This window comes from Buttiauxella agrestis, from assembly GCF_900446255.1.
GTDB classification, from domain to species: Bacteria; Pseudomonadota; Gammaproteobacteria; order Enterobacterales; family Enterobacteriaceae; genus Buttiauxella; species Buttiauxella agrestis.
The window spans coordinates 185792-208085 of record NZ_UIGI01000001.1; the positions used below are offsets into that span (position 1 = coordinate 185792).

Sequence of the window (22294 nt, forward strand, 5' to 3'; positions counted from 1 at the left end):
GGTCGGATAAGTACGGCGTCATCCGGCACCACTGGCGAAAATAGTGGATGACGCTAACGCTTATCCAACCTACAAAACCGGTTTATCACCTTTTAAATTGCCAGGTGTTGGTAAAAGCAAAGTGCCTTTAGAATTCTACCCAATTATCTCTATTGTTCGGTGCGGATTTTTTGCTCGGCACTTGAGCAATGACGTAGTTGGCTGCTGGGCGAGTTTCTGTTTCATCGACTTGCGTTTTTGACACTCGAAATATCGACACCACCTTCTCAAGTTGCACGGCTTGTTCTTCTAACGAACTGGCTGCTGCGGAAGATTCTTCGACCAACGCCGCATTTTGCTGCGTAGTGGTATCCATTTCTGCCATCGCCTGCGCAATCTGCGCAATACCGCGGCTCTGTTCATCCGTGGCGGCGGCAATCTCACTCATAATATCCCGCACCTGGATGACTGAAGTTTCGATGTTATCCATCGCCACACCTGCACCTTCCACCAGACGGAAGCCCGAGTCGACATACGACGCCGACTCATGAATTAGCGCTTCAATCTCTTTCGCCGACTGCGCACTGCGCTGCGCCAGGTTGCGCACTTCGCCAGCGACTACCGCAAAACCTTTCCCTTGATCCCCTGCTCGTGCCGCTTCCACTGCCGCATTCAACGCCAGGATATTGGTCTGGAAGGCGATGCTATTAATCACCGTGGTGATTTCAGAAATACGGTGCGAGCTGTTCTGCACGTTTTTCATGGTGTCGATAACCATCTTCGAAATCTGGCTACCTTCATTGGCTTTTTGCGAGGCCGCTTCCGCAAGTTGGCGCGCATGTCGGGCGTTTTCGGCATTGAGCGCCACGGTTGAGGTCAGCTCTTCCATACTGGCGGCGGTTTCAACCACGGCGGCAGATTGCTGCTCGGTACGCGAAGATAAGTCAATGTTCCCGGCGGCAATTTCAGATGACGAACGGGCCACGCTATCCACGCCATCACGCACATTTTGAATAATATTTTTCAGGTTGTTATTCATCGTCGCCACGGCCTGCATCAACAAACCAGGTTCATCGCGACGCTGGCTTTCCAGTGTGCCGGTAAGGTCACCTTTAGCGATTTGTTCAGCAACCAGTAAGGTTTCATTGAGCGGACGGGTGATGGAGCGAGTCATTGCATACGCAATGAGAATGCCAAGCAATATGCCAATAATGGCGACAATCTCCATTTCACGTTCTGCTTTAACCACCACGTCTTCAGCCGCTTTCTGCTGGAGGAGATATAAGGTGTTAATTGTGCGAGTCAGTTCCACTGCGCTGTTGGTTAGTTTGATTGAGAGGGAATTCTGTAGCTTCCAGGCTTCGCGATAACTGGAAAGATTGGCAGAAAAACGCTGAATTTCAGTCACGCCTCTTGCCACCCAGCTTTGATCTGCCGCTGACAATACAGGTAACAACTGTTGTGCAAGAGCGGTTCCGGCTGTTAAGCGGGCCTGCATCGTTTGTTCTAAGCCCTCACTTGGTTTGAGTTTGAAATCGTTAAGCGAAGAGTCGATGTCGTTCCAGCTAAATCCTAGCTGTGATACCAGGGTTTTTTGCGCGTCTGGCAGCGCATCGTTGCGGCTCAATTTATCTGCCAGCACCGATTTTTTATATAAATCCTGCGAATTCATATGATCTTCAATGCTCTTCTTTTGATTCAGAGCATTAATGAACGGTGCGGTATTCGCCATATAATTATTCACCGCACTTTCAGTTTTCAGTAGCGCAGCGAGTCCCTGCGGGGACCATTTTAATTTCTTAAGTTTAGCAATCTGCTCCATCATGCCATTCAGGGAATGGTTATTCTGTTCAAGATATTGTAGATCGTAGGTATATTGATAATTGGTACGGCTTAAGCGCGCAACGGTCAGGTCGTTATTTAACTCGCTGGTTATTGCACTTTTATTAATTTTGTCCTGAATGTCATTTAAGCCAATCATTGCCGAGATAACAATAATAATGGTGACTAAAAAGACAATTGCGAAGCCTAAGTATAGCTTCTTGCTAACTTTTAAATTTGAGAAAGCGTTAAATATACTCATGTTTTATCCATTAATGGCGGCCAGGCCTTTGGTGAGCGTTGTTTTTTAAAATTGCTATCATTCTAATAATACAAGTGTGGGCTTTTATAAATACCCTCATCAACACTGGATTAACGAACGGAGAGGTCGCGTGAACCCACCACCAATGAAGGTATTTATAAAAAAAAGGCCCTAAGTATTTTCATAATCAGGGCAAATGCATCCTACGTGGTCGCACTTACTCAAGGTGTGACCTTATGGTGTTATTCCTTTTCTCTCCCAGAGGTAAGGCTGAGATCACTTATTCGGTAATAAATGGGTGTTACGTCTACATAATTAATTATATAACCACTGCCTTTCATGTTTAGGATGAAATCGCCTGGCAATCCCAACAGGTGTAGTTTTTTATTGAGGTTGTTTAACACCTGCCATAAACGTTGTGTTGATGGTATGAGGTTGTTTTCTTCCCATACATTTTTAAGTAACTCGTCTTTCGTGACTTTTTTATGTCGCGCATGTAATAACAGATAAATAAATAGCTGTAACATGGTTCCATTAAAAAATATCGAACCAAAAATGAAGCTTCGCTCTGTGCCACTGGCTGGAAGTCGGTATATCCTTCCGTTATCAATATCGAAATGGATTTCTTTGCCGATCATAAATCCATGCAATTGATAGTCCATATCTTTCATGCTCATATAAAATAAATCCGACTGTTGTACCGTTGCCCGTGTTCATTTCCTATAAGCCCTACTCTTTATAAGGGAGGATTATATGACTACCGTGAATACTTACAATATATGGTGCAACAGAGCAGATCACGGCCAGCTTACGGATATACATGGAGTTTAAAACTTGTTTCATCTGATTATTTGGAATAAAAAACTACTCTTTTGCAAATCACATCGCTTACATACGGAAAACCATTATGAGTGCATGACTCAAGATAAAAATCTAAATTAATTATCATTGGTAGCATGTTGCTCTGGTTTGACCACTAATTGTCTGTTTTAGAAATCTATTTAATTTCCTTTCATCAGTGCGGTTATCTGCGATTAATCTTAAAATTTTTAAGGTCATTACGGCAGAGGGCGTTTTCGAGATGGAACTAGCTTAGCGATTTTGTCCGGCAGGAGGAGTGATTTTCTATGAATTATACTTAGTCAGAAATCCGGTAATAGAGATGAAGGCTGGTAACATAAAATTGTAATTTATTGATTATAAAATTAAAAAATCTGAATCAGGTTTTTTGCTGCGACGTTTCACTCAATGAAGCCGCTTTGAGGGTTAAAATTTCGGCGAGGATAAAATGATGAACACCGTCTTTTTGATCAATGACACGCTTCTTTTCGACCCGAATGATCACAGTCTGCGTCCAATCGAAGGGCTGCCTGGCAGCAGGGTCGTTATTCATACTCCGGCAAGTGAATGCTTACTGCTTTTACTGCGGCACAATCACCAGGTCTTAACCCAACGGTTTCTCTTTGAGCAGGTATGGGAGAAGCAAGGGGCGGTGGTCACCACCAATGCGCTCTATCAAAGCATAGCCTCGCTCAGAAAAGGGCTTCATGCGGCCGGGCTTACGGAAAATATTATAAAAACCGTCCCGAAGATGGGGTTTAAATCGGTGGCTACTGTTCGTGAAGGAACAGCCGATGAGTTTATCGTTCCAGTACCTGTCATCTCGTTACCGCCAGCGGGTGTAAATAAAGCGGCCGAAACGGCACTTTACGAACTGCCACAACGTAGAACGCGCGTTGCTGACTTTTTTAATTCACGTTTGGCATATCTGCTGGCTGGCATCGCATTTATTCTTTCTTGTGGCGTCGTTTATATGCAGCGCGCGGGGGGAGAATCTTTCTATTCCGATTACAGTTACATCGGGCAGGTCAATGGTTGTTTGCTTTATTCCTCCTGGTCTGGTGAAGAGAAAAGTGCTCAAACTTTTCGTGCACTGGGTAGCCGTTATTCTTTGACTTGCAAATCGGGAGGGGTTGCTTATTTAACCCTCAATCGTTCTCTGCAAGGTTTATCCGTATTGATATGTGACCGGAAAATTGCATACAGCACGGCTGAGTGCCAATCTTACATATTCAGGAAAGATCGCTATGAAAGCTAGCAAAAGGGTGGCGTGTTGGGTGCTGATCGTTTTATTGATTGCTTTACCTTTAATATTTGCCTGGTATCAGGCATATAAACGCGATCACTTTTCTTGTGATGCTACCGCAACCATTGTTGGTAAAAATATCAGCTACGAGATGATTACCCATTTTGTCTTTAATGAGGGCGCCGGGACTTATACGGCATCCGGACAACTGCACGAAGAAGGCAAGCCAGAGATGAATACCAATAACCATTTCACCTTTAAATACTGGCACGAAGAGGAGAAAATCATCATGATCTCGAAAGAAAATAGCGGGATGGAGAATATTTTCAGCCACTATTTCCCCTATACACCTGATTTCTTTTTGTACCGTGAGCGAGGCATTAGCCTGGAAATTAAACGTGAAAACGCATCGAGCTATTTGTTTAGCTACGATGGCACCCCGCTGTTTTATTGCACGCTAACAAAGACGAATTGAACCTTAAGCCAAATTTAATCCGAATTAATATGCACTTTACAATAGCGCCGCTTCCATGCCGCGGGCGTCAATCCCATCGTTTTACGAAACACCTTCCTGAAATAGCCCACATCCTGAAACCCACTGCGCTGCGCCACTTCGCTTAACGAACAAGAATCACTAATCAGCATTTTCTCTGCACTGAGTACGCGCTGGCGGTGAATAGCCTCGGTGATGGTTAATTCAAATGTCTGCCGGTAAACACGGCCAAGATAATCCGCATTGCAATGTAATTGACTGGCGAGTGATGACGTCGAAACCGGCAGATGAAATTGTGTACGGATTAACTGCTGGGCTTTATACGCCAACGCCACGCCGCTGTTGTCGGCCTGGGGATTGTCATTCGCCGCCACTGAAAGTTGCTGCATGATCAACAATAAAATTAGCTCCAGCGAGTCGCTACGGTTAATGGCTTCCTGTTCGCTTAAAAACTGGCGAAATAAAGAAATAACATATTGTGGATTAATCACTTGCCCATGCTGTGGCATAGAAATTAATGAAACCGGGTAGTCTGATGGATTATCGCCATGTGAATTGAGTTCAAAATGCAGCCAGTAAAATTTTAAATCAGCGGGGAAGTTGCCCACCCCGACATGTTTCCGATGTGGCCAGAGCAATAAACTTTCCCCCGCCTTAACGCTGAAAAGCGTGTCCTCTTCTTTGATCGTAAGTGTCCCTTTTTCAACGAAAATCAGCTCCCACGAGTCCAGTTCCCGCTGTGGATGGCTGCCCACACCACGTGAAATAAACAAACCACCGTTTTGCACGCGAAGTGGTAAAGATATTTTTAAATCAAACAATTACGTAATCCTCAAATCCATTCCTCAGCCATAGTGTAGATAAAATAAACCGGGCGGTGGATTTGTCGCAGGCGTTTGGCGATCTCCTTCACAGTTTTATCCTCAGGTCGGAATTGTCATCTTTTTATACTTTTCTATCGCCTTGTTGGTATATGGATTGAGTGTCAATTTATTGGGGTATACCCGTCATAATTCAAGCCGCATCTTTGTTGGCTGCGTTCACTTACCCGAATCACTTACTTATGTAAGCTCATCGGGATGCGTTTACTTGCCGCCTCGATGCAACTCGAATTATTTAGGGTAAGCAATAATAAAAACTTCCGGTTCTTAATCTGAAACGAGGTGTAAATAAATCATGACCTCTACCCCTATAAATAATACTGATATTGCGGCTACAGATTTAAATGACAGGCTCTCGGTACGCGAGAAAATAGGTTACGGATTAGGTGATGCAGGCGGAACGGTTATTACCTGCCTTATCATGAACTTCCTGACTTTTTTCTACACAGATGTTTTCGGTTTGACCCCTGCAATTGTCGGCACGTTGTTTATTGCATTACGTGTTTTCGACGCGATTTCTGACCCGCTGATGGGCATTCTGGCTGACCGTACGCAAAGCCGTTTTGGCCGCTTTCGCCCATGGCAATTGTGGGTTGCTGTGCCAATTGGCGTGATCGGCGTGCTGACGTTTACGGTGCCGGATCTGAGCGCCAATATGAAAATCCTCTGGGCATTCGGAACTTATCTTCTGCTTTCCGTGGGTTACACCGCCATCAACGTACCGTATTGCGCGCTAATCAACACCATGACCACGCGCCACGATGAAGTGATTTCCTGCCAGTCCTGGCGCTTTGTGTTATGCGGTGTGGCGGGCTTCTTAGTGTCGGTTGGCCTGCCGTGGTTGGTGGAAATCATCGGCCAGGGAAATGCCGCGAAAGGCTACCAGATGGGGGTTGGCATTTTGTGTGCCGTGGCGGTGGTGATGTTCCTGTGCTGCTTCTTCTGGGTTCGTGAACGTGTGCCACTGGCGCTGATGGGCAAATTTACTCTGCGCGAACACCTGGCGGGTTTGCGTAAAAACGACCAGCTATTACTGAGCCTGGTGATGTCGTTCCTGCTCATTAACGTGTTTAACTTGCGCGGCGGCGGCTACATGTATTTCATCACTTATGTGCTGCAAGGCAGCGCCGGGTTTGCCTCGCTGTTCTTCACGATGGTGACATTCGCATCCATCCTCGGCGCGGTGATTGTGAACCCGCTCGCCAAACGCTTTGATACCGTAAAACTCTACTATTACACCAACCTGGTTTTAGCGGTGTTGGCCGCGGGGATGTGGCTTTTGCCGACGGGCGCGGCGTTCCAGACCTTATGGCTGCTGGTGATTCTGGCTAACGGCATCATTCTTGGATTCACTCTGCCACTGCACTTTTCCATCATGGCGTTTGCCGATGACTACGGCGAGTGGAAAACCGGCGTGCGTTCATCGGGGATGAACTTCGCATTCAATCTTTTCTTCATCAAATTAGCCTGGGCTGCTAGCGCCGGGATCATCAGCCTGGTGTTTATTTTCGTGGCCTATCAACCCGGCCCGGAACACCAGACGGCGGCCTCACTTTCTGGCATTACCGCGCTGGAAACGCTGCTGCCAGCCGTATTCCACCTGTTACTGGCTCTGGCGATTCGCCGTTGCCGTTTGAATAATCCTATGATGGCGCAGATTTCCACTGACTTACGTCAGCGCCATGTCCAGACCGCCTGAGGAGTTGTTATGAATCAGCCTGATATTTTACAGGAAGTAGACCTGCACCAACTGAAAGTGACCGATGCGTTTTTAGGCCAGTATCAGCGTCTGGTGCGCGACGTGGTGATCCCGTATCAGTGGGATGCCCTGAACGACCGCATTCCCGAAGCGGACCCGAGCCACGCCATCGAAAACTTTGAAATCGCGGCGGGGCGCAAAGAAGGCGAGTTTTACGGCATGGTTTTCCAGGACAGCGACGTGGCGAAATGGCTCGAAGCGGTGGCGTGGTCGCTGTGCCAGAAGCCGGATGCGGAGCTTGAAAAAACTGCCGATGACGTTATCGAACTGGTGGAGGCGGCGCAGTGCGAAGACGGGTATCTGAATACTTATTTCACCGTAAAAGCTCCGGATGAGCGCTGGACGAACCTCGCTGAATGCCACGAGCTTTACTGCGCCGGGCACATGATTGAAGCAGGTGTCGCGTTCTTTCAGGCGACCGGAAAACGCCGCCTGCTGGATGTGGTATGCCGTCTGGCTGACCATATCGACCGCGTGTTTGGCTCAGGCGTTAATCAGCTTCATGGCTATCCAGGCCATCCGGAAATCGAACTGGCGCTGATGCGTTTATATGAAGTGACGGACAATCCGCGCTATCTAAATCTGGTGAATTACTTCGTTGAAGAACGTGGAGCGCAGCCGCATTTTTACGATATCGAATATGAAAAACGTGGGCGTACCTCGCACTGGAACATTCACGGCCCAGCCTGGATGGTGAAAGACAAAGCCTACAGCCAGGCGCATGAACCGCTGGCGTTGCAGCAAACAGCCATCGGCCACGCGGTGCGTTTTGTCTATTTAATGGCAGGCGTCGCGCACCTGGCGCGTCTGCACAAAGACGAGGAAAAACGCCAGACCTGCCTGCGCCTGTGGGACAACATGGTGCAGCGCCAGCTGTACATTACCGGCGGTATCGGTTCGCAAAGCAGCGGCGAAGCGTTCAGCTCGGATTACGATTTGCCGAATGACACGGTGTACGCCGAAAGCTGTGCGTCCATTGGGCTGATGATGTACGCCCGCCGCATGCTGCAAATGGAAGCCGACAGCCGCTTTGCCGATGTGATGGAACGCGCGCTATACAACACAGTTTTGGGCGGCATGGCGCTGGACGGCAAACATTTCTTTTATGTGAACCCGTTGGAAGTGCACCCGAAAACGCTGGCCTTCAACCATATTTACGACCACGTAAAACCGGTTCGCCAACGCTGGTTTGGTTGCGCCTGCTGCCCGCCGAATATCGCACGCGTGCTGACTTCGCTCGGCCACTACATTTACACGCCGCAGCCGGAAGCGCTGTATGTGCATCTGTATGTCGGCAACGAAATGGCAGTGCCGGTGAGCGGTAAAGAGCTGCGCCTGAAAATCAGCGGTAATTATCCGTGGGATGAGCAGATAGACATTGCCGTGACGTCGCCGCAAGCCGTGCAACATACCCTTGCGCTACGTTTACCGGACTGGTGCGAAAACCCGCAGGTGTTGCTCAATGGCGAGAGTTGCGCTGGGGAGATCCGAAAAGGTTATCTGCATATTCACCGCCTGTGGCAGGAGGGCGACACCCTTCGTCTGACGCTGCCGATGCCGGTTCGTCGCGTGTACGGCAATCCGCTGTTGCGCCATATTGCAGGCAAAGTTGCGGTGCAACGTGGGCCGCTGGTTTATTGCCTGGAAGAGGCGGATAACGGTGCCGAATTGCATAACCTGTATTTGCCGAAAGAGAGCACTTTCAGCCTGATTGAAGGCAAAGGTTTGTTCGCCCACAAAGTGCTGATTCAGGCTGACGGCGAGCGTAAGTCATGTGAGCAGGCATCTTCACAGGCGTTGTATCACTATGATAATTCGCCAGTAAACACCGAAGCGAAAAAGCTGACCTTTATTCCGTGGTTTAGTTGGGCGAACCGTGGGGAAGGGGAAATGCGGATCTGGGTTAACGGCGAGTAATCCAGGATCGACGGGATCTCTGCTGCCAGAGATCCCGTTGATCGGTCAGTGATCGATATAAAGGTAGTGCGTCCAGCTTGTCATGCGCAGCAAGATTTTGCGCAGAATCGACAAGTGCTCCACGTGCTCGGTGTACACCGCCGCCTGGGCGGTCGTCCCTTTCGGCAGCGCGTCGATAGCGGAATTCGGGTCCAGGGTAATGTCCGCATAAATACCGTCCAGCCCTGGATTCTGACTCAACCCCTGCAAGAACCCCTGTGCCTGGAAGCTGCTATTAGCGACCACCGGCAGTATCTGCTTCACCGTGCCTGGGAAGACTTTGCCCGGCAGACCGTTAAACACCACCTCGGCTTTGTCACCTGCGTGTAAACGTAACGCGGAATTTTGGCGGAATGCCGCATAAATATCGGTTTTTTGCTCAGGGACAAATACCATTGCCGGGCGAAGCGGCAGCGGACGTAAAAACATGCCGGGTTTGAGTAAGACCTGGGTAACATAACCCGCTTCAGGTGCGCGAACGGTGGTTCTGTCGAGGTAGTATTGCGCCTCTTTCAGGCTCGATTCGAGCTTATAGACCGTGGCGTTTTCGTTGCCCACTAATGCATCCAGCTGTGCTTTGGTTTGCTCACGTTTCGCCTGTGCCGAACGCCATTGTGCTTGTGCCGCCAGTGCGTGTTCCTGCGCGCTGACGACTTCCTGATCGGTAAATGGGCTTTTCATGCGGTCGCGGCTGCCTTCGCGATAACGGTTGGCATCTTTTAACGCCAGGTCGCGGTTAGCTTTGTACTGTTCAATATCGGCGGTTTGCGAGGCGAGTCGGGCTTTGAGAACTTCGACATTTTGCTGCGCAGTTTCAATTTCGCCTTTAATCACATCGACTTTTGACTGGTAAGGCGTGGGGTCAATACTGAAAAGAAAATCTCCTTTCTTCAGCATCTTATTCGTGTCCTGAGTGACCCTGGTTACCGTTCCCTGAACTTCAGGAATAATCGGCACCGTTACGGTCAGCATCTGTGCTCGTTCAGTGTACGGATGGTTATAATTCATCGTCAGGACCAGACTGCTTAACAGAATAACCCCACCCAATATCGCCGTTGGCACAGACCATTTATTAAGAGGTATTTTAAAAAGTTTAAATATACAAATACAAATAGCAGCATAAATAAGGATCAGTAATAATTCCACGATATTTCCTGGTCATTTAATTAGTCTGAATGGGGTAAATCTTTCTGGCTGTTGACGCTTTGCGCCGCGAGTTGTTGCTCAAGCAGCGTGAGACGGGCTTGCAGCTGCGCCATGTTATCGCTTTCTTTAGCACGAAAGCCCCAGCCCCGGTCTTCGCGGTACAACATTGCCCAAATCCAAATAAAAGGCCATAGCACATGTAACATTAAGAGACTGACCCATCCGGCGGCGTGAATAGCGTCCTGATGAGGGTGATTGCGCTCAACGGCGATTTCGTAGGGAATATCGTGAATGACAATTATTCCGTAAAACACGGCCAGAGCGGCAAAGCACAATAAGCCCAGTGCGAAATAATCTAAGAACATAAGAATAATTTCCGGTGAAATGGGAACCGGCAAAGGTAGGGGTAAATAGCGGAATTGGCTACTGATAATTTAATTAAAATTAAATTTTGCTGACGTATGTGGTTATTTTAACTGAGGATAAATTGTTTCTGGATATTCATTTGTTACGTTTGTGATGATGCCCGGATAACGCATTTCGCTCAATGTGACTTTTATTTATTTATAAATTTCTGGAAAAATGTATATAATCATATTGAAGTCATTCACTGAGGAAAAACTATGCCGTTATCTGCCCCCGTCAGACCGGATGAATCAATTGGGCGTTTACTTGAAGCACTGAAGCCTTTCAGTACAGAAATGAGTGTGGTCCCACGTAAAAGATTACACTGGGAATACAAGGGCGAAGCGCAGTTATATCTCTTTATGCAAGGTGAGTTGTCCGTGTTGCGCGTAACCGACGGGCTGGTGATTGCCGGTGCCTACGTTCCGCATCTGTTTGGCTTAGCGGAGGCGCTTCAACCTTCACGCTGCCATATTCTGCGCGTCGATATTGATTCCACTATATTGCGAGTCAGCGCTAAAAAAGCCATGGAAATATTCGATCAACAAAACCTGTGGCGTGACGTTTCTATTACCTTAGCTTACTTTAATAGTTACCTCTTTTATCGTGACGATCTGGTTGTTCAACAGCGTACCTATTCCGTTATTTGCAACCATTTACAGGAAATCATTCAGTTACCGCTGGAAACAAGAATGCGTGTCTCCGTCCTTGAATATATTCAGGAAAGAACGCACTTATCCCGCAGCAGCGTGCTTAATGTTTTGTTTGCGTTAAAGGAAGCCAATTATCTCTCTCTGAAAAGAGGCGGTTATTTAATTGAGATGAATGAATTACCCGAGAAGATTTGACGTGCGCGAAAGAAATAAACATGTGGCTTTAGCACTTTATGTTAATTACCAGGCTCCATTATATGATGGTGTCTGGTAATTAACGTCATTGAAAATAAAACGTTTAAAAATAAACTTATTATAATTTCAAGTGAGTGAACTATTTCTCTATTATCCGTGTCGACAAACTTATGGTTTTTTAATTCTGAGTCGTTTGCTCAGAAACTGGATATGTTAGGGAATATATGAAAAAGACTCTTGTGGCTTTAATCGTGCTGAATGCTTGCGCAGTTTCTAACGTATTTGCTGCGGCAGACGCGAACACCTGGTACGGCGGCGCTAAAATGGGCTGGTCCCACTATTTTGATGCCAGCGGCAACAAAGATTTCAACGATAACGTGAGCAACGCGACTGACTTCGATTTCGATAAAGATAATGTCAGCGGTGGTGTATTTGCAGGTTATCAGGTTCTGCCATGGTTAGCGGTGGAAGGGGGTTATGACTACCTCGGCAACATGGGTATTAACGGTAATAACGGCGTTTCTGGCGCGAAAATGAAAAGCCAGGGGCTGCAACTGTCTCTGAAAGCCAGCTACGGTTTGACGGATAGCTGGGATATCTATGGCCGTGCTGGTGCGATGGGTTATCGCGCAGAAACCAGTGGCGCAGGTCGTAGCGATTTTGAAACTGGCGTGCGTCCACTGGCCGCAGTCGGTACTGAATATGCCTTCACTAAAAACTGGGCGGGTCGCCTGGAATACCAATGGGTGAGCAACGTCGGTAACTCCAACCAGATTGGTATCAGCAGCGATGTAAGCTCTGTTTCAGCGGGTATTGTGTACCGTTTCGGTCAGCATGATGACGCCGTTTTGGCACCTGTTGTTGCACCGGTGGCAGCAGCACCCGAAGTGAAAAAATTCAATCTGAAATCTGACGTGCTGTTCGGCTTTAATTCCGCAGAACTGACGCCAGAAGGCCACGCGGCAATTTCGCAGCTGTATAGCAGTCCGGAAATGCAGGCGGCGAAAAACAGCTCAACGACGGTAGTCGGTTACAGCGATCGCCTGGGTTCAGAAAACTACAATCAGCAGCTTTCTTCTCAGCGTGCGCAAGCCGTGGTTGATGCGCTGGTGGCACAAGGTATGCCTGCTCAGAACGTGCGTGCTGAAGGTCGTGGTGAGAGTGATCCTGTTACCGGCAATAGCTGCGATAACAACATGTCAAAATCACAGCTTATCGACTGCCTGGCACCGGATCGCCGCGTAGTGGTTGAGATTGCTGGCGAAAAATAATTCGAATCTGGTGGATGACGCTTCGCTTGTCCACCCTACAAAGACTTGAATTGTTTTGGGTATACAGAACCTTGATGTGCAGCATATAAAATAAAAAGTTTTACTATCGTCCGTTGCCCGGTCTCTTCGCCGGGCTTTTTTGCGTCTGGACTACTTCTGTTTTGCCAGCCACACTGCACCTAACATGCCCGCTTTATTCCCCAGTTTGCAAGGGCGAATCGGCACTTTCAGCACATCCCAGAATTTAAAACCTTCCAGATGCCGCTCAAGCATCGGGTACAGCATGGGCTGCGTACTGACGCCGCCGCCGAGCAAAATAGCCTGCGGGTCGAACAGTGACACCACGCTATAAATGCCACGCGCCAGATATTTCACCCAGTTGTCGATAACGCCCTGAATATGAAGGTCGGTTTCGGCGCGGGCGAAAATATCCTGGCCGCGGATTTTTTCATCGGCGGGGATATTCATCTCGCGGCGACAGGCGTCCATCAGCCCTTTGGCCGATGCCAGTTGGTGCATGTCTTCGCCATATTTGCCCACCGGCAGCACGCCAAATTCACCGGCCCGAAAGTGCGAGCCGCGCATTAGCTCGCGGTTCACAATGATGCCGCCGCCGATGCCCGTACCAATAGTGACGCAAACCAGAGAGTCGTATTCGTTGCCCGCACCCAGCCACATTTCACCGAGTGCGGCACAGTTGGCGTCATTTTCAACGGTGACTGGAAGGTCAGTCAGTGCGCCGAAAATGTCCAGAAGGTTGCTGCCATCCAGAAACTCCAGGGCGCCAGCCTTGGGGACATTACCTGTGTGCGGGTTTATGTATCCGGGGAAGCTGATAGCAATACCGGCAATTTCATTATGCTGCCGATACCCCGCCACCACGCTTTGCCATGCATCCAGAAACAGCTGCTTGTCGTAGTGGGTGTCATATTCTTCGGCGATAAGCACCTCTCCCTCTTCAGTGAACAAACCGTGCTTAACATGAGTACCTCCGACATCGAAGCCTATAAACAGCCGCATAAGCATTCCTAGTTGTGAAACGGGAAAATGAATCTTTAAGTATGTATCAAAACCAATAACCTGCTGATTGATTACTCCGAATCAGCAGATGTTTAATCCGTGATCGGTGTCGTAAAGCCTCCAAACACTGGCGAAGAAATCACCTGTGGCGTCTACGCTTGAGAGTGCAAACCGACAAGGAGAACCCCATGACAAATAATCCTCCCGATACCCGAATTATTCCCGGCGAATATGGTTTCCCGCTCAAACTTAAGCCTCGTTACGACAACTTTATTGGTGGCCAATGGGTGCCTCCGGTTGACGGGAAATACTACGAAAACCTGACGCCCGTCACCGGCCAACCGTTATGTGAAATCGCCAGTTCCAGCAAAGGTGATATCGACCTTGCCCTGGATGCGGCGCACGAAGCTAAAGCAGGCTGGGGCGGCATGTCCATTCAGGATCGCGCCAATATCCTGCTAAAAATTGCCGACCGTATGGAGCAGAATATTGAGCTGCTGGCGGCGGCAGAAACCTGGGATAACGGCAAACCGATTCGTGAAACCAGCGGCGCTGACGTACCTCTGGCTATCGACCATTTCCGCTATTTCGCGTCCTGTATTCGTGCCCAGGAAGGCGGGATCAGTGAAGTTGACGGCGATACGGTGGCGTATCACTTCCACGAACCGCTTGGTGTCGTCGCGCAAATTATTCCGTGGAACTTCCCGTTGCTGATGGCGAGCTGGAAAATGGCTCCGGCGCTGGCGGCGGGCAACTGTGTTGTGCTGAAACCGGCGCGTTTAACGCCGCTGTCTGTTTTGCTGCTGATGGAGCTGGTGGGCGATTTACTGCCGCCGGGAGTCATCAACGTGGTGAATGGCGCTGGGGGTGAAATCGGTGAATATCTGGCGACGTCTAAACGCATCGCCAAAGTCGCGTTTACCGGCTCGACCGAAGTTGGCCAGCAAATCATGCAGTATGCGACGCAAAACATTATTCCCGTCACGCTGGAGCTGGGCGGCAAATCCCCGAATATCTTCTTTGCTGATGTGATGGACGAAGAGGATGCCTTCTTCGACAAAGCGCTGGAAGGTTTCGCGCTGTTTGCCTTCAACCAGGGCGAAGTTTGCACCTGCCCGAGCCGCGCACTGGTGCAGGAATCTATTTACGAACGCTTTATGGAACGCGCCATCCGCCGGGTGGAATCGATCCGCAGTGGAAACCCGCTGGATGTGAACACACAGATGGGCGCGCAGGTATCCCAGGGGCAGATGGAAACCATTCTGAACTATATTGATATCGGTAAAAAAGAGGGGGCTGATGTGCTCACCGGCGGGCGTCGCAAAGCGCTGGAAGGGGATTTGAAAGCCGGTTATTACCTCGAGCCAACCATTCTGTTCGGTAAAAACAACATGCGCGTTTTCCAGGAAGAAATCTTCGGCCCGGTGCTCGCTGTGACGACGTTTAAAACCATGGAAGAAGCCCTGGAACTGGCGAACGATACCGAATATGGCCTGGGTGCAGGCGTCTGGAGCCGTAACGGCAACCTGGCGTATAAAATGGGGCGCGGCATTCAGGCGGGGCGCGTGTGGACCAACTGCTATCACGCCTATCCGGCACATGCCGCGTTCGGGGGATATAAACAATCCGGTATCGGGCGTGAAACTCACAAAATGATGCTGGATCATTATCAGCAGACTAAGTGTCTGTTGGTGAGTTACTCCGATAAGCCGTTAGGGTTGTTCTGATATACCCGTCATACTTCAAGTTGCAGGGGTGTTGGCTGCATTCACAAACCCGAATCACTTACTTGAGTAAGCTCATCGGGATTTGCTCACTTGCCGCCTACCTGCAACTCGAATTATTTTGGGTATAGATAAGGATGATCAGGTTTGGTTGGGTGGATAAGCCGCAGGCGTCATCCACCATTTGTGCCCGTTTTGTCAGATGACGCTGGCGCTTACCCGACCTACGACTTCTCAACCATAAATAACGCCTTATCACGCAGTAAATGGTCATTCCCACGGCGGCGGGTAAAACCAATGCGGTCAAAGTACTCGAGGATTTGCACCGCGAGTTTGCGTCCCACACCGAGACTGTCGCGGAAATCGGCAGCACTGGTAGCGCCTTGCGTTTGATCCAGCTCGCGAATCAGGTTTGCGAAAGTTTGAATCCTGTCGTTCCGGTAATAACGATCTTTTAAAATGGCCGTCACCAGCCCAAGCTGCGCGGCAAAGCGCAGTAACTGGCGCATGGTTTGTTCATCTTGCTGCGTTTCTCGCGCAAGATCGCGCACCCACCACGGGTCATCGCCAAACAGCACATCTACTTTTTCCCATATCGCCAGTTGTTCGGCGGAGAAGCCCGGTTTGTGGTCTGGAAGATGCAGCCAGCCCTGGCGGCTTGCGAGCAACTCTTCCTGACGCATTTTCTCGATTAACGCCAGAACCAGTGGTTCGTCTTCGCCAGGCAGCGCCATACGGCGTAAGCGTTCGCGCCCCGGGCCGGGTTGGTCATCGTGCTGCTGATGATAACGCTCGAGCGTATCGAGCAATTTTTGCTTCCAGCGCGTCGCCATTTCATCGCTCAGCAAGCTGTTGCCCGCGCGCAGATAATCAGGTCGGGTTAGCAGTTCCTGCAAGCCCTGAGCGGTGAGTTGCCGCGCCCAGGCAAAATCACTCAATGTCACAGCGCTACGCTGCAAATGGGTGTCGAGCGCCTGTTGGTCATTTTCAGCGTGTTTTAGCTGCTGTAACCAGGCCAAAAATGCAGGCTGACGTTTACCACGGCGCGGCGCGTGCAGAAGAATCGCTCTCGCACCGGCTAATGTGACGCGAGCACTGATATCGCGCAGCACCAGACGGTCGTTATCGGCAAGCCACAACGGCACATCCAGGACCAGCTCAGCGAGATCATCTTCGAGCAGAGAAATACGCCCGGTGACGTGGCTCGCGGCATGGTGAATATGCAACGGCTGCCATTGCTGTAACGGTGCGTGGCTTTGCAACTGAACAATCACACGTTCTACGGGCTGGAGCGGTTGCTCAGCCAATAACCAGTCGCCACGTTTGATATCGAGCTTTTCAGCATCGCCACTGATATTGAGTGCGATACGCTGCCCGGCAAATGCACTTTCTGTTTTGCTATTCTGGGCATGTAACCCGCGCACACGCATGGGTTTATCGGCACCTGTCAGCCACAGTGAATCGCCAATTTTTACTTCGCCGCTAAGTGCGGTTCCCGTCACCACTAAACCTGCGCCTTTTACGGTAAAAGCACGGTCAATGGCGAGACGGAAACGATACTGGCGCGGATGGGCTCGCTCTGACAGTGAAAGTAAGTGCTCACGTAGTTCATTAATCCCTGTGCCGCTGGTGGCTGCGGTGACAAACAGAACAGCATCTTGCCAGCCAAATTCTTTGATCGTTTCCAGCACGGATTCACGGACTTCATCGATACGCGCTTCGCTCACCCGGTCGGCTTTGGTTAAGGCGACGGTTAACGATGGTTTGCCGGTTAATTGCAAAATGGCGAGATGCTCGCGAGTTTGCGCCATCACACCGTCGTCGCAAGCAACGACTAACAGCGCGTGGTCAATGCCGCCCACGCCTGCCAGCATGTTGGCGAGGAATTTTTCATGCCCCGGAACATCAATGAAACCGGGAATTCTGCCATCGGGTTGCGGCCAGTAGGCGTAACCGAGATCGATGGTCATGCCGCGTTTTTTCTCTTCCGGCAGACGGTCAGCATTCACGCCAGTTATAGCTTGTAGCAGGGTAGTTTTGCCGTGGTCAACGTGCCCGGCGGTCGCAATAATCATGGTTTCAGGTTCTCCATGAAGCCCGTTTCATCTTCAAGGCAGCGTAAATCCAGCCATAAACGCCCGTCGCTGATACGGCCGATAATGGGTTTGGGTAATTCACGCAGGCTTTGGGTGAGTGCGCCCAGCGTGGAGCCTCGGCCATCTTTCGGGCTAAATGTCAGCGCCGAACTTGGTAATCGATCTACCGGCAAAGAGCCGCTGCCAATTTGCGATAAACATGGCTCCACGCAGACGGTGAATTGCTCGCCGTATTGGCTCTGGAATGCAGGCAGCAGACGTTGCGCAAGTTCTGTGATTTCGTTCGCATCACGCGTTAACAGGCGTAACGTCGGCAATCTTTCAACCAGCGTTTCCGGGTGCTGATATAAACGTAAGGTCGCTTCAAGGGCTGCCAGCGTTATTTTATCCGCGCGCAGGGCGCGTTTGAGCGGGTGCTGCTGAATACGCGCAATAAGCTCTTTTTTACCAACGATAATGCCTGCCTGCGGCCCACCGAGCAGTTTATCACCAGAGAAGCTCACCAGACTTACGCCTGCGGCAATCAGTTGTTGCGGCATCGGTTCTTCTGGCAATCCCCATTGAGTGAGGTCAACCAGCGAACCGCTGCCCAAATCGGTCACTACCGGAATGTTTAGCTCGTTGCCAAGCTCCACCAGTTCGGCTTCGGTAACGGATTTGGTAAAGCCTGCCACCTGATAATTGCTGGTGTGGACTTTCATCAATAGCGCCGTATTTTCACCCGCGGCCTGACGATAATCTTTGAGATGCGTGCGGTTTGTCGTACCAACTTCCACAAGTTGGCAACCCGCCTGGCGCATCACATCTGGAATGCGGAATGCACCGCCGATTTCAACCAGTTCACCGCGCGAGACAATCACGTTTTCACCACTGGCGCAGGCTGCCAGCATCAGCAAAACCGCTGCCGCATTGTTATTAACGATGCAGGCGTCTTCCGCACCGGTCAACTCGCAAAGCAAGGCTGCCAGCGCTTTATCGCGATGACCGCGTTCTGCACCGTGTAAATCATATTCCAGAGTCACCGGGAAGCGCATCGCGTGGGTCACGGCTTCGATTGCCGCTTCTGCCTGCAATGCGCGGCCCAGATTGGTATGCAGTACGGTTCCTGTGAGGTTAAACACGGGCTGGAGAGCACTGCGCTGGTGAGATTCCAACTGTACTTGTGCCTGAGCCGCCCAATTTCCATTCCATGTCGGGAGCTGTTGTTGGGTTCGGATGTATTCGCGGGCGGTTTCCAGCATTTCACGTAAGGTGCTGACCACTTGTGTGTGGCCGAAATTGCGTAGCAAATCGCTGAAAGAAGCGTCACGTAACAGTTTATCGATAGCTGGAAGCTGGCTGTACAAGTTGCGATCGGGTGTCATGGCAAGCCGCTGAGTGGTGAAATATGGCGATAGTTTACAGGGGGAGCTGGCCCCCTGTCATGGCGGGAGATCATGCCGTTGGCGGTTCTGTCCGTGCAAAACTTTCGCGTTCAAAGAGTTTCTCGACCAGCTTTACCAAATGCGGGCGGTCGACACACCAGCCCGGGGAAACCCGGCGGAAGTTGAGATAGCCCACAGCGCAAGCCACCGCGATGGTCGCCACGCAAAGTTCATCGGCATTGAGTTTTTTATCCGCAGCGTATTGTTCGAGCAGTGTCAGGCCTCGGCTGATTTTTTCGCGCTGGCGCAGGAGTTCTATTTCAGATTGCTGCTCGATCGGGCGCTGACGCTCGCGCACTGAAACCAGGGCGGCGTCCATTACACCGTCTGCCAACGCTTCAATCTGGCGCATTTGCAGGGCGGCTTTTGGGTCACGGGGGATCAGGGCAGGGGCGATGTCCAAAAGCTCGAGGTATTGCGCAATAATTGGAGAATCGAACCAATACTCGCCATCGTCCGTCACCAGCGCCGGTACTTTGCCCAGCGGGTTGTATTGCGCAGTGGTGCTGTCGGACGTCCACGGGTTGTCGTTCACAAATTCAAACGTGATGCCCTTTTCCAGCAGGATGACGGATATTTTGCGCACGTACGGGCTGGTGTAATTACCGATAAGTTTCATTACATCGTCCATTTTCAATCGACAAAGCGTAAGTATGGTTCAGGAATTATGAAGACGCCTGGGGTCGCGCGATGTTGTTTGCCGCTGCGCTGTAATTTTCTGACAAAACGAAAGGCTTCTGGCAGGTGGGGCTGCCCTGGATCACACTCGCGAAAATCCACGTAAAATATTTTGTGAATCACATCACATTTAAATAACAAAGTCTCAGCAAGTAAATGTGACTCTTGTCACATAAAGACATCAATGATGCGCAAAAATTAGCTGCTGTGTTTTTTTTACACACTAATTATGTGATCTGGATCGCCAGATCATGACTCGTCACACCCTGTAATGAGTGATCTCCATCACACTAATTTCCATGCGCTGGACACCTTAACGATTCAGTGCCAGATTTGCCTCACTTAGAGCATCTGGCAGCACTGCTTGCCACCACATTAACAATAAACCTCGGGCTGCTTTCCCAGCACGTAAACACAACAAGGGGTGTGCGTATGTCATCCGATATCAAGATCAGAGTGCAAAGCTTTGGTCGTTTCCTGAGCAACATGGTAATGCCAAACATCGGCGCATTCATCGCCTGGGGTATTATCACCGCTTTATTTATTCCAACCGGATGGTTGCCAAGCGAAACACTGGCGAAACTGGTCGGCCCGATGATTACTTACCTGCTGCCGTTGCTCATCGGTTATACCGGTGGTCGCTTAATCGGTGGCGACCGTGGTGGTGTGGTCGGCGCAATCACAACCATGGGTGTTATCGTCGGTGCGGATATGCCGATGTTCCTCGGTGCGATGATTGCGGGTCCTCTGGGCGGCTGGGCGATTAAACATTTCGACGCATGGGTAGACGGCAAGATTAAATCCGGCTTTGAAATGCTGGTGAACAACTTCTCCGCTGGCATCATCGGTATGATTCTGGCGATTCTGGCGTTCATGGGAATCGGCCCTGCGGTTGAAGTCCTGTCCAAAGTTCTGGCGGCAGGCGTTAACTTCATGGTTGTCCATGACATGCTGCCACTGGCTTCTATCTTCGTAGAACCAGCGAAAATCCTGTTCCTGAACAACGCAATCAACCACGGTATCTTCTCGCCGCTGGGTATTCAGCAGTCCCACGAACTGGGCAAATCAATCTTCTTCCTGATTGAAGCAAACCCTGGTCCGGGTATGGGCGTGCTGATGGCGTACATGTTCTTCGGTCGTGGTAATGCTAAGCAGTCTGCGGGCGGCGCGGCAATCATCCACTTCCTGGGCGGTATCCACGAAATTTACTTCCCATATGTGCTGATGAACCCACGTCTGATCCTGGCCGTTATCCTCGGCGGTATGACTGGCGTGTTCACTCTGACTCTGCTGAACGGCGGCCTGGTTTCCCCGGCATCTCCGGGTTCCATCCTGGCGGTCCTGGCGATGACACCAAAAGGTGCCTACTTCGCTAACATCGCGGCAATCGTGGCGGCAACAGCAGTTTCCTTCGTCGTCTCTGCCATCTTGCTGAAAACCAGCAAAGTAAAAGAAGAAGACGATATCGAAGCAGCCGCTCGCCGCATGGCTGAGATGAAAGCAGAATCCAAAGGGGCTACAGCGCCACTGGCGGTAGGTGCAGGCTTGTCTAACGACCTGAGCCACGTGCGCAAAATCATCGTGGCATGTGATGCAGGCATGGGTTCAAGTGCGATGGGTGCGGGTGTGCTGCGTAAGAAAGTAAACGATGCAGGCCTGAAAAATATCTCTGTCACCAACTGTGCAATCAACAGCTTGCCAGACGATGTTGACCTGGTTATTACGCACCGTGACCTGACCGAGCGCGCTATGCGTCAGGTGCCACAGGCACAGCATATTTCCCTGACTAACTTCCTCGACAGCAGCCTGTACGCCAACCTGACCGAGCGCCTGGTGGCCTCTCATAACCTGAGCGAGAAAGAAGTGAAGGTCATGAGCAGCCTGGAAGACAGCTTCGTTGCTGACGAAGAGATGCTGTTCCGTCTGGGCGCGGGCAACGTGTTCCTCGGCCTGACGGCGGCCACCAAAGAAGAAGCGATTCGCTTTGCCGGTGAGCAACTGGTGAACGGTGGTTACGTTCAGCCTGAATATGTGGATGCGATGTTTGAGCGTGAAAAACTGACCCCAACTTATCTGGGCGAAGGTATCGCGGTTCCACACGGTACGGTTGAAGCGAAAGACCGCGTACTGAAAACCGGCGTTGTGTTCTGCCAGTATCCACACGGTGTTCACTTCGGTGAAGAAAGTGATGATATTGCCCGCCTGGTTATCGGTATTGCTGCGCGTAACAATGAACACATCCAGGTTATCACAAGCCTGACCAACGCACTGGATGATGAGTCGGTGATTGATCGCCTGGCGAATACGACCAGCGTTCAGGAAGTTCTCGACCTGCTGGCCGGTAAGAAGTAAGTCTCAGTTTCCCTCTCCCATCCGGGAGAGGGTTCCGGTGAGGGTCGTTTCCCCAAACGACTCACCCGAACCCTCTCGGGTAATTCAAATTTA

Annotated in this window: 17 protein-coding genes; 8 read left to right on the top strand and 9 right to left on the bottom strand. The window is 50.3% G+C overall.

Going from position 1 to position 22294, the window contains the following annotated elements; translation table 11 throughout:
• Nucleotides 1-127 precede the first annotated feature (127 nt).
• Nucleotides 128-2062 carry a methyl-accepting chemotaxis protein gene (locus DY231_RS00865; protein ID WP_115626940.1) on the bottom strand — a complete coding sequence of 645 codons (1935 nt, stop codon included), beginning with the start codon at nucleotides 2060-2062 and terminating at the stop codon, nucleotides 128-130.
• Nucleotides 2063-2304: 242 nt separating this feature from the next.
• Nucleotides 2305-2739, bottom strand: coding sequence for a winged helix-turn-helix domain-containing protein (locus DY231_RS00870; RefSeq protein ID WP_305954876.1), 435 nt, complete (start codon nucleotides 2737-2739; stop codon nucleotides 2305-2307).
• 614 nt (nucleotides 2740-3353) lie between these two features.
• Here DY231_RS00870 and DY231_RS00875 point away from each other — a divergent pair.
• A complete protein-coding gene (locus tag DY231_RS00875; RefSeq protein ID WP_172588646.1) occupies nucleotides 3354-4160 on the top strand; it encodes a winged helix-turn-helix domain-containing protein in 807 nt (268 codons plus the stop codon).
• A complete protein-coding gene (locus DY231_RS00880; protein WP_115626943.1) occupies nucleotides 4150-4623 on the top strand; it encodes a YqeJ family protein in 474 nt (157 codons plus the stop codon). Before DY231_RS00875 ends, DY231_RS00880 begins: the two co-directional genes overlap by 11 nt.
• Before the next feature lie 14 nt (nucleotides 4624-4637).
• Here DY231_RS00880 and DY231_RS00885 read toward each other — a convergent pair whose 3' ends face one another.
• Complete coding sequence (locus DY231_RS00885; protein WP_115626944.1) at nucleotides 4638-5462, bottom strand: AraC family transcriptional regulator; 825 nt, start codon at nucleotides 5460-5462, stop codon at nucleotides 4638-4640.
• 355 nt (nucleotides 5463-5817) lie between these two features.
• Between DY231_RS00885 and DY231_RS00895 the strand changes: the two genes are divergently transcribed.
• Complete coding sequence (locus tag DY231_RS00895; protein WP_115626945.1) at nucleotides 5818-7221, top strand: MFS transporter; 1404 nt, start codon at nucleotides 5818-5820, stop codon at nucleotides 7219-7221.
• A 9-nt stretch (nucleotides 7222-7230) separates the two neighbouring features.
• The gene (locus DY231_RS00900; protein ID WP_115626946.1) at nucleotides 7231-9198 is read left to right on the top strand and encodes a glycoside hydrolase family 127 protein; all 1968 of its coding nucleotides are present in this window, start codon (nucleotides 7231-7233) and stop codon (nucleotides 9196-9198) included.
• A gap of 45 nt (nucleotides 9199-9243) precedes the next feature.
• Here DY231_RS00900 and DY231_RS00905 read toward each other — a convergent pair whose 3' ends face one another.
• Both DY231_RS00905 and DY231_RS00910 read right to left on the bottom strand, forming a co-directional pair.
• Nucleotides 9244-10383: an HlyD family secretion protein gene (locus tag DY231_RS00905; RefSeq protein WP_115626947.1), complete on the bottom strand. Its 1140-nt coding sequence runs from the start codon at nucleotides 10381-10383 to the stop codon at nucleotides 9244-9246.
• Between the two features lie 20 nt (nucleotides 10384-10403).
• Nucleotides 10404-10748, bottom strand: a complete 345-nt coding sequence (locus tag DY231_RS00910) for a DUF3302 domain-containing protein (protein WP_115626948.1) — start codon at nucleotides 10746-10748, stop codon at nucleotides 10404-10406.
• Nucleotides 10749-11006: 258 nt separating this feature from the next.
• On the opposite strand from DY231_RS00910, the gene DY231_RS00915 reads away from it, so the two are divergent.
• Nucleotides 11007-11636, top strand: a complete 630-nt coding sequence (locus tag DY231_RS00915; protein ID WP_115626949.1) for a helix-turn-helix domain-containing protein — start codon at nucleotides 11007-11009, stop codon at nucleotides 11634-11636.
• 224 nt (nucleotides 11637-11860) lie between these two features.
• Nucleotides 11861-12907 carry a porin OmpA gene (gene ompA / locus DY231_RS00920; RefSeq protein ID WP_034499416.1) on the top strand — a complete coding sequence of 349 codons (1047 nt, stop codon included), beginning with the start codon at nucleotides 11861-11863 and terminating at the stop codon, nucleotides 12905-12907.
• A gap of 150 nt (nucleotides 12908-13057) precedes the next feature.
• Here ompA and DY231_RS00925 read toward each other — a convergent pair whose 3' ends face one another.
• The gene (locus DY231_RS00925; protein ID WP_115626950.1) at nucleotides 13058-13927 is read right to left on the bottom strand and encodes an ROK family protein; all 870 of its coding nucleotides are present in this window, start codon (nucleotides 13925-13927) and stop codon (nucleotides 13058-13060) included.
• A 188-nt stretch (nucleotides 13928-14115) separates the two neighbouring features.
• Between DY231_RS00925 and exaC the strand changes: the two genes are divergently transcribed.
• The gene (gene exaC, locus DY231_RS00930) at nucleotides 14116-15654 is read left to right on the top strand and encodes an acetaldehyde dehydrogenase ExaC (RefSeq protein WP_115626951.1); all 1539 of its coding nucleotides are present in this window, start codon (nucleotides 14116-14118) and stop codon (nucleotides 15652-15654) included.
• Between the two features lie 221 nt (nucleotides 15655-15875).
• On the opposite strand, the gene selB is transcribed toward exaC, so the two are convergent.
• From selB to DY231_RS00945, 3 genes are all read right to left on the bottom strand, one after another.
• On the bottom strand, nucleotides 15876-17726 hold the full coding sequence (gene selB / locus DY231_RS00935) for a selenocysteine-specific translation elongation factor (protein ID WP_115626952.1): 1851 nt from the start codon (nucleotides 17724-17726) through the stop codon (nucleotides 15876-15878).
• Nucleotides 17723-19111 carry an L-seryl-tRNA(Sec) selenium transferase gene (gene selA, locus DY231_RS00940; RefSeq protein WP_115626953.1) on the bottom strand — a complete coding sequence of 463 codons (1389 nt, stop codon included), beginning with the start codon at nucleotides 19109-19111 and terminating at the stop codon, nucleotides 17723-17725. The genes selB and selA overlap by 4 nt, the downstream gene beginning before the upstream one ends.
• Nucleotides 19112-19181: 70 nt before the next feature.
• Nucleotides 19182-19790: a glutathione S-transferase gene (locus DY231_RS00945; protein ID WP_115626954.1), complete on the bottom strand. Its 609-nt coding sequence runs from the start codon at nucleotides 19788-19790 to the stop codon at nucleotides 19182-19184.
• A 491-nt stretch (nucleotides 19791-20281) separates the two neighbouring features.
• Between DY231_RS00945 and DY231_RS00950 the strand changes: the two genes are divergently transcribed.
• The gene (locus tag DY231_RS00950; protein ID WP_115626955.1) at nucleotides 20282-22201 is read left to right on the top strand and encodes a PTS mannitol transporter subunit IICBA; all 1920 of its coding nucleotides are present in this window, start codon (nucleotides 20282-20284) and stop codon (nucleotides 22199-22201) included.
• Nucleotides 22202-22294 lie beyond the last annotated feature (93 nt).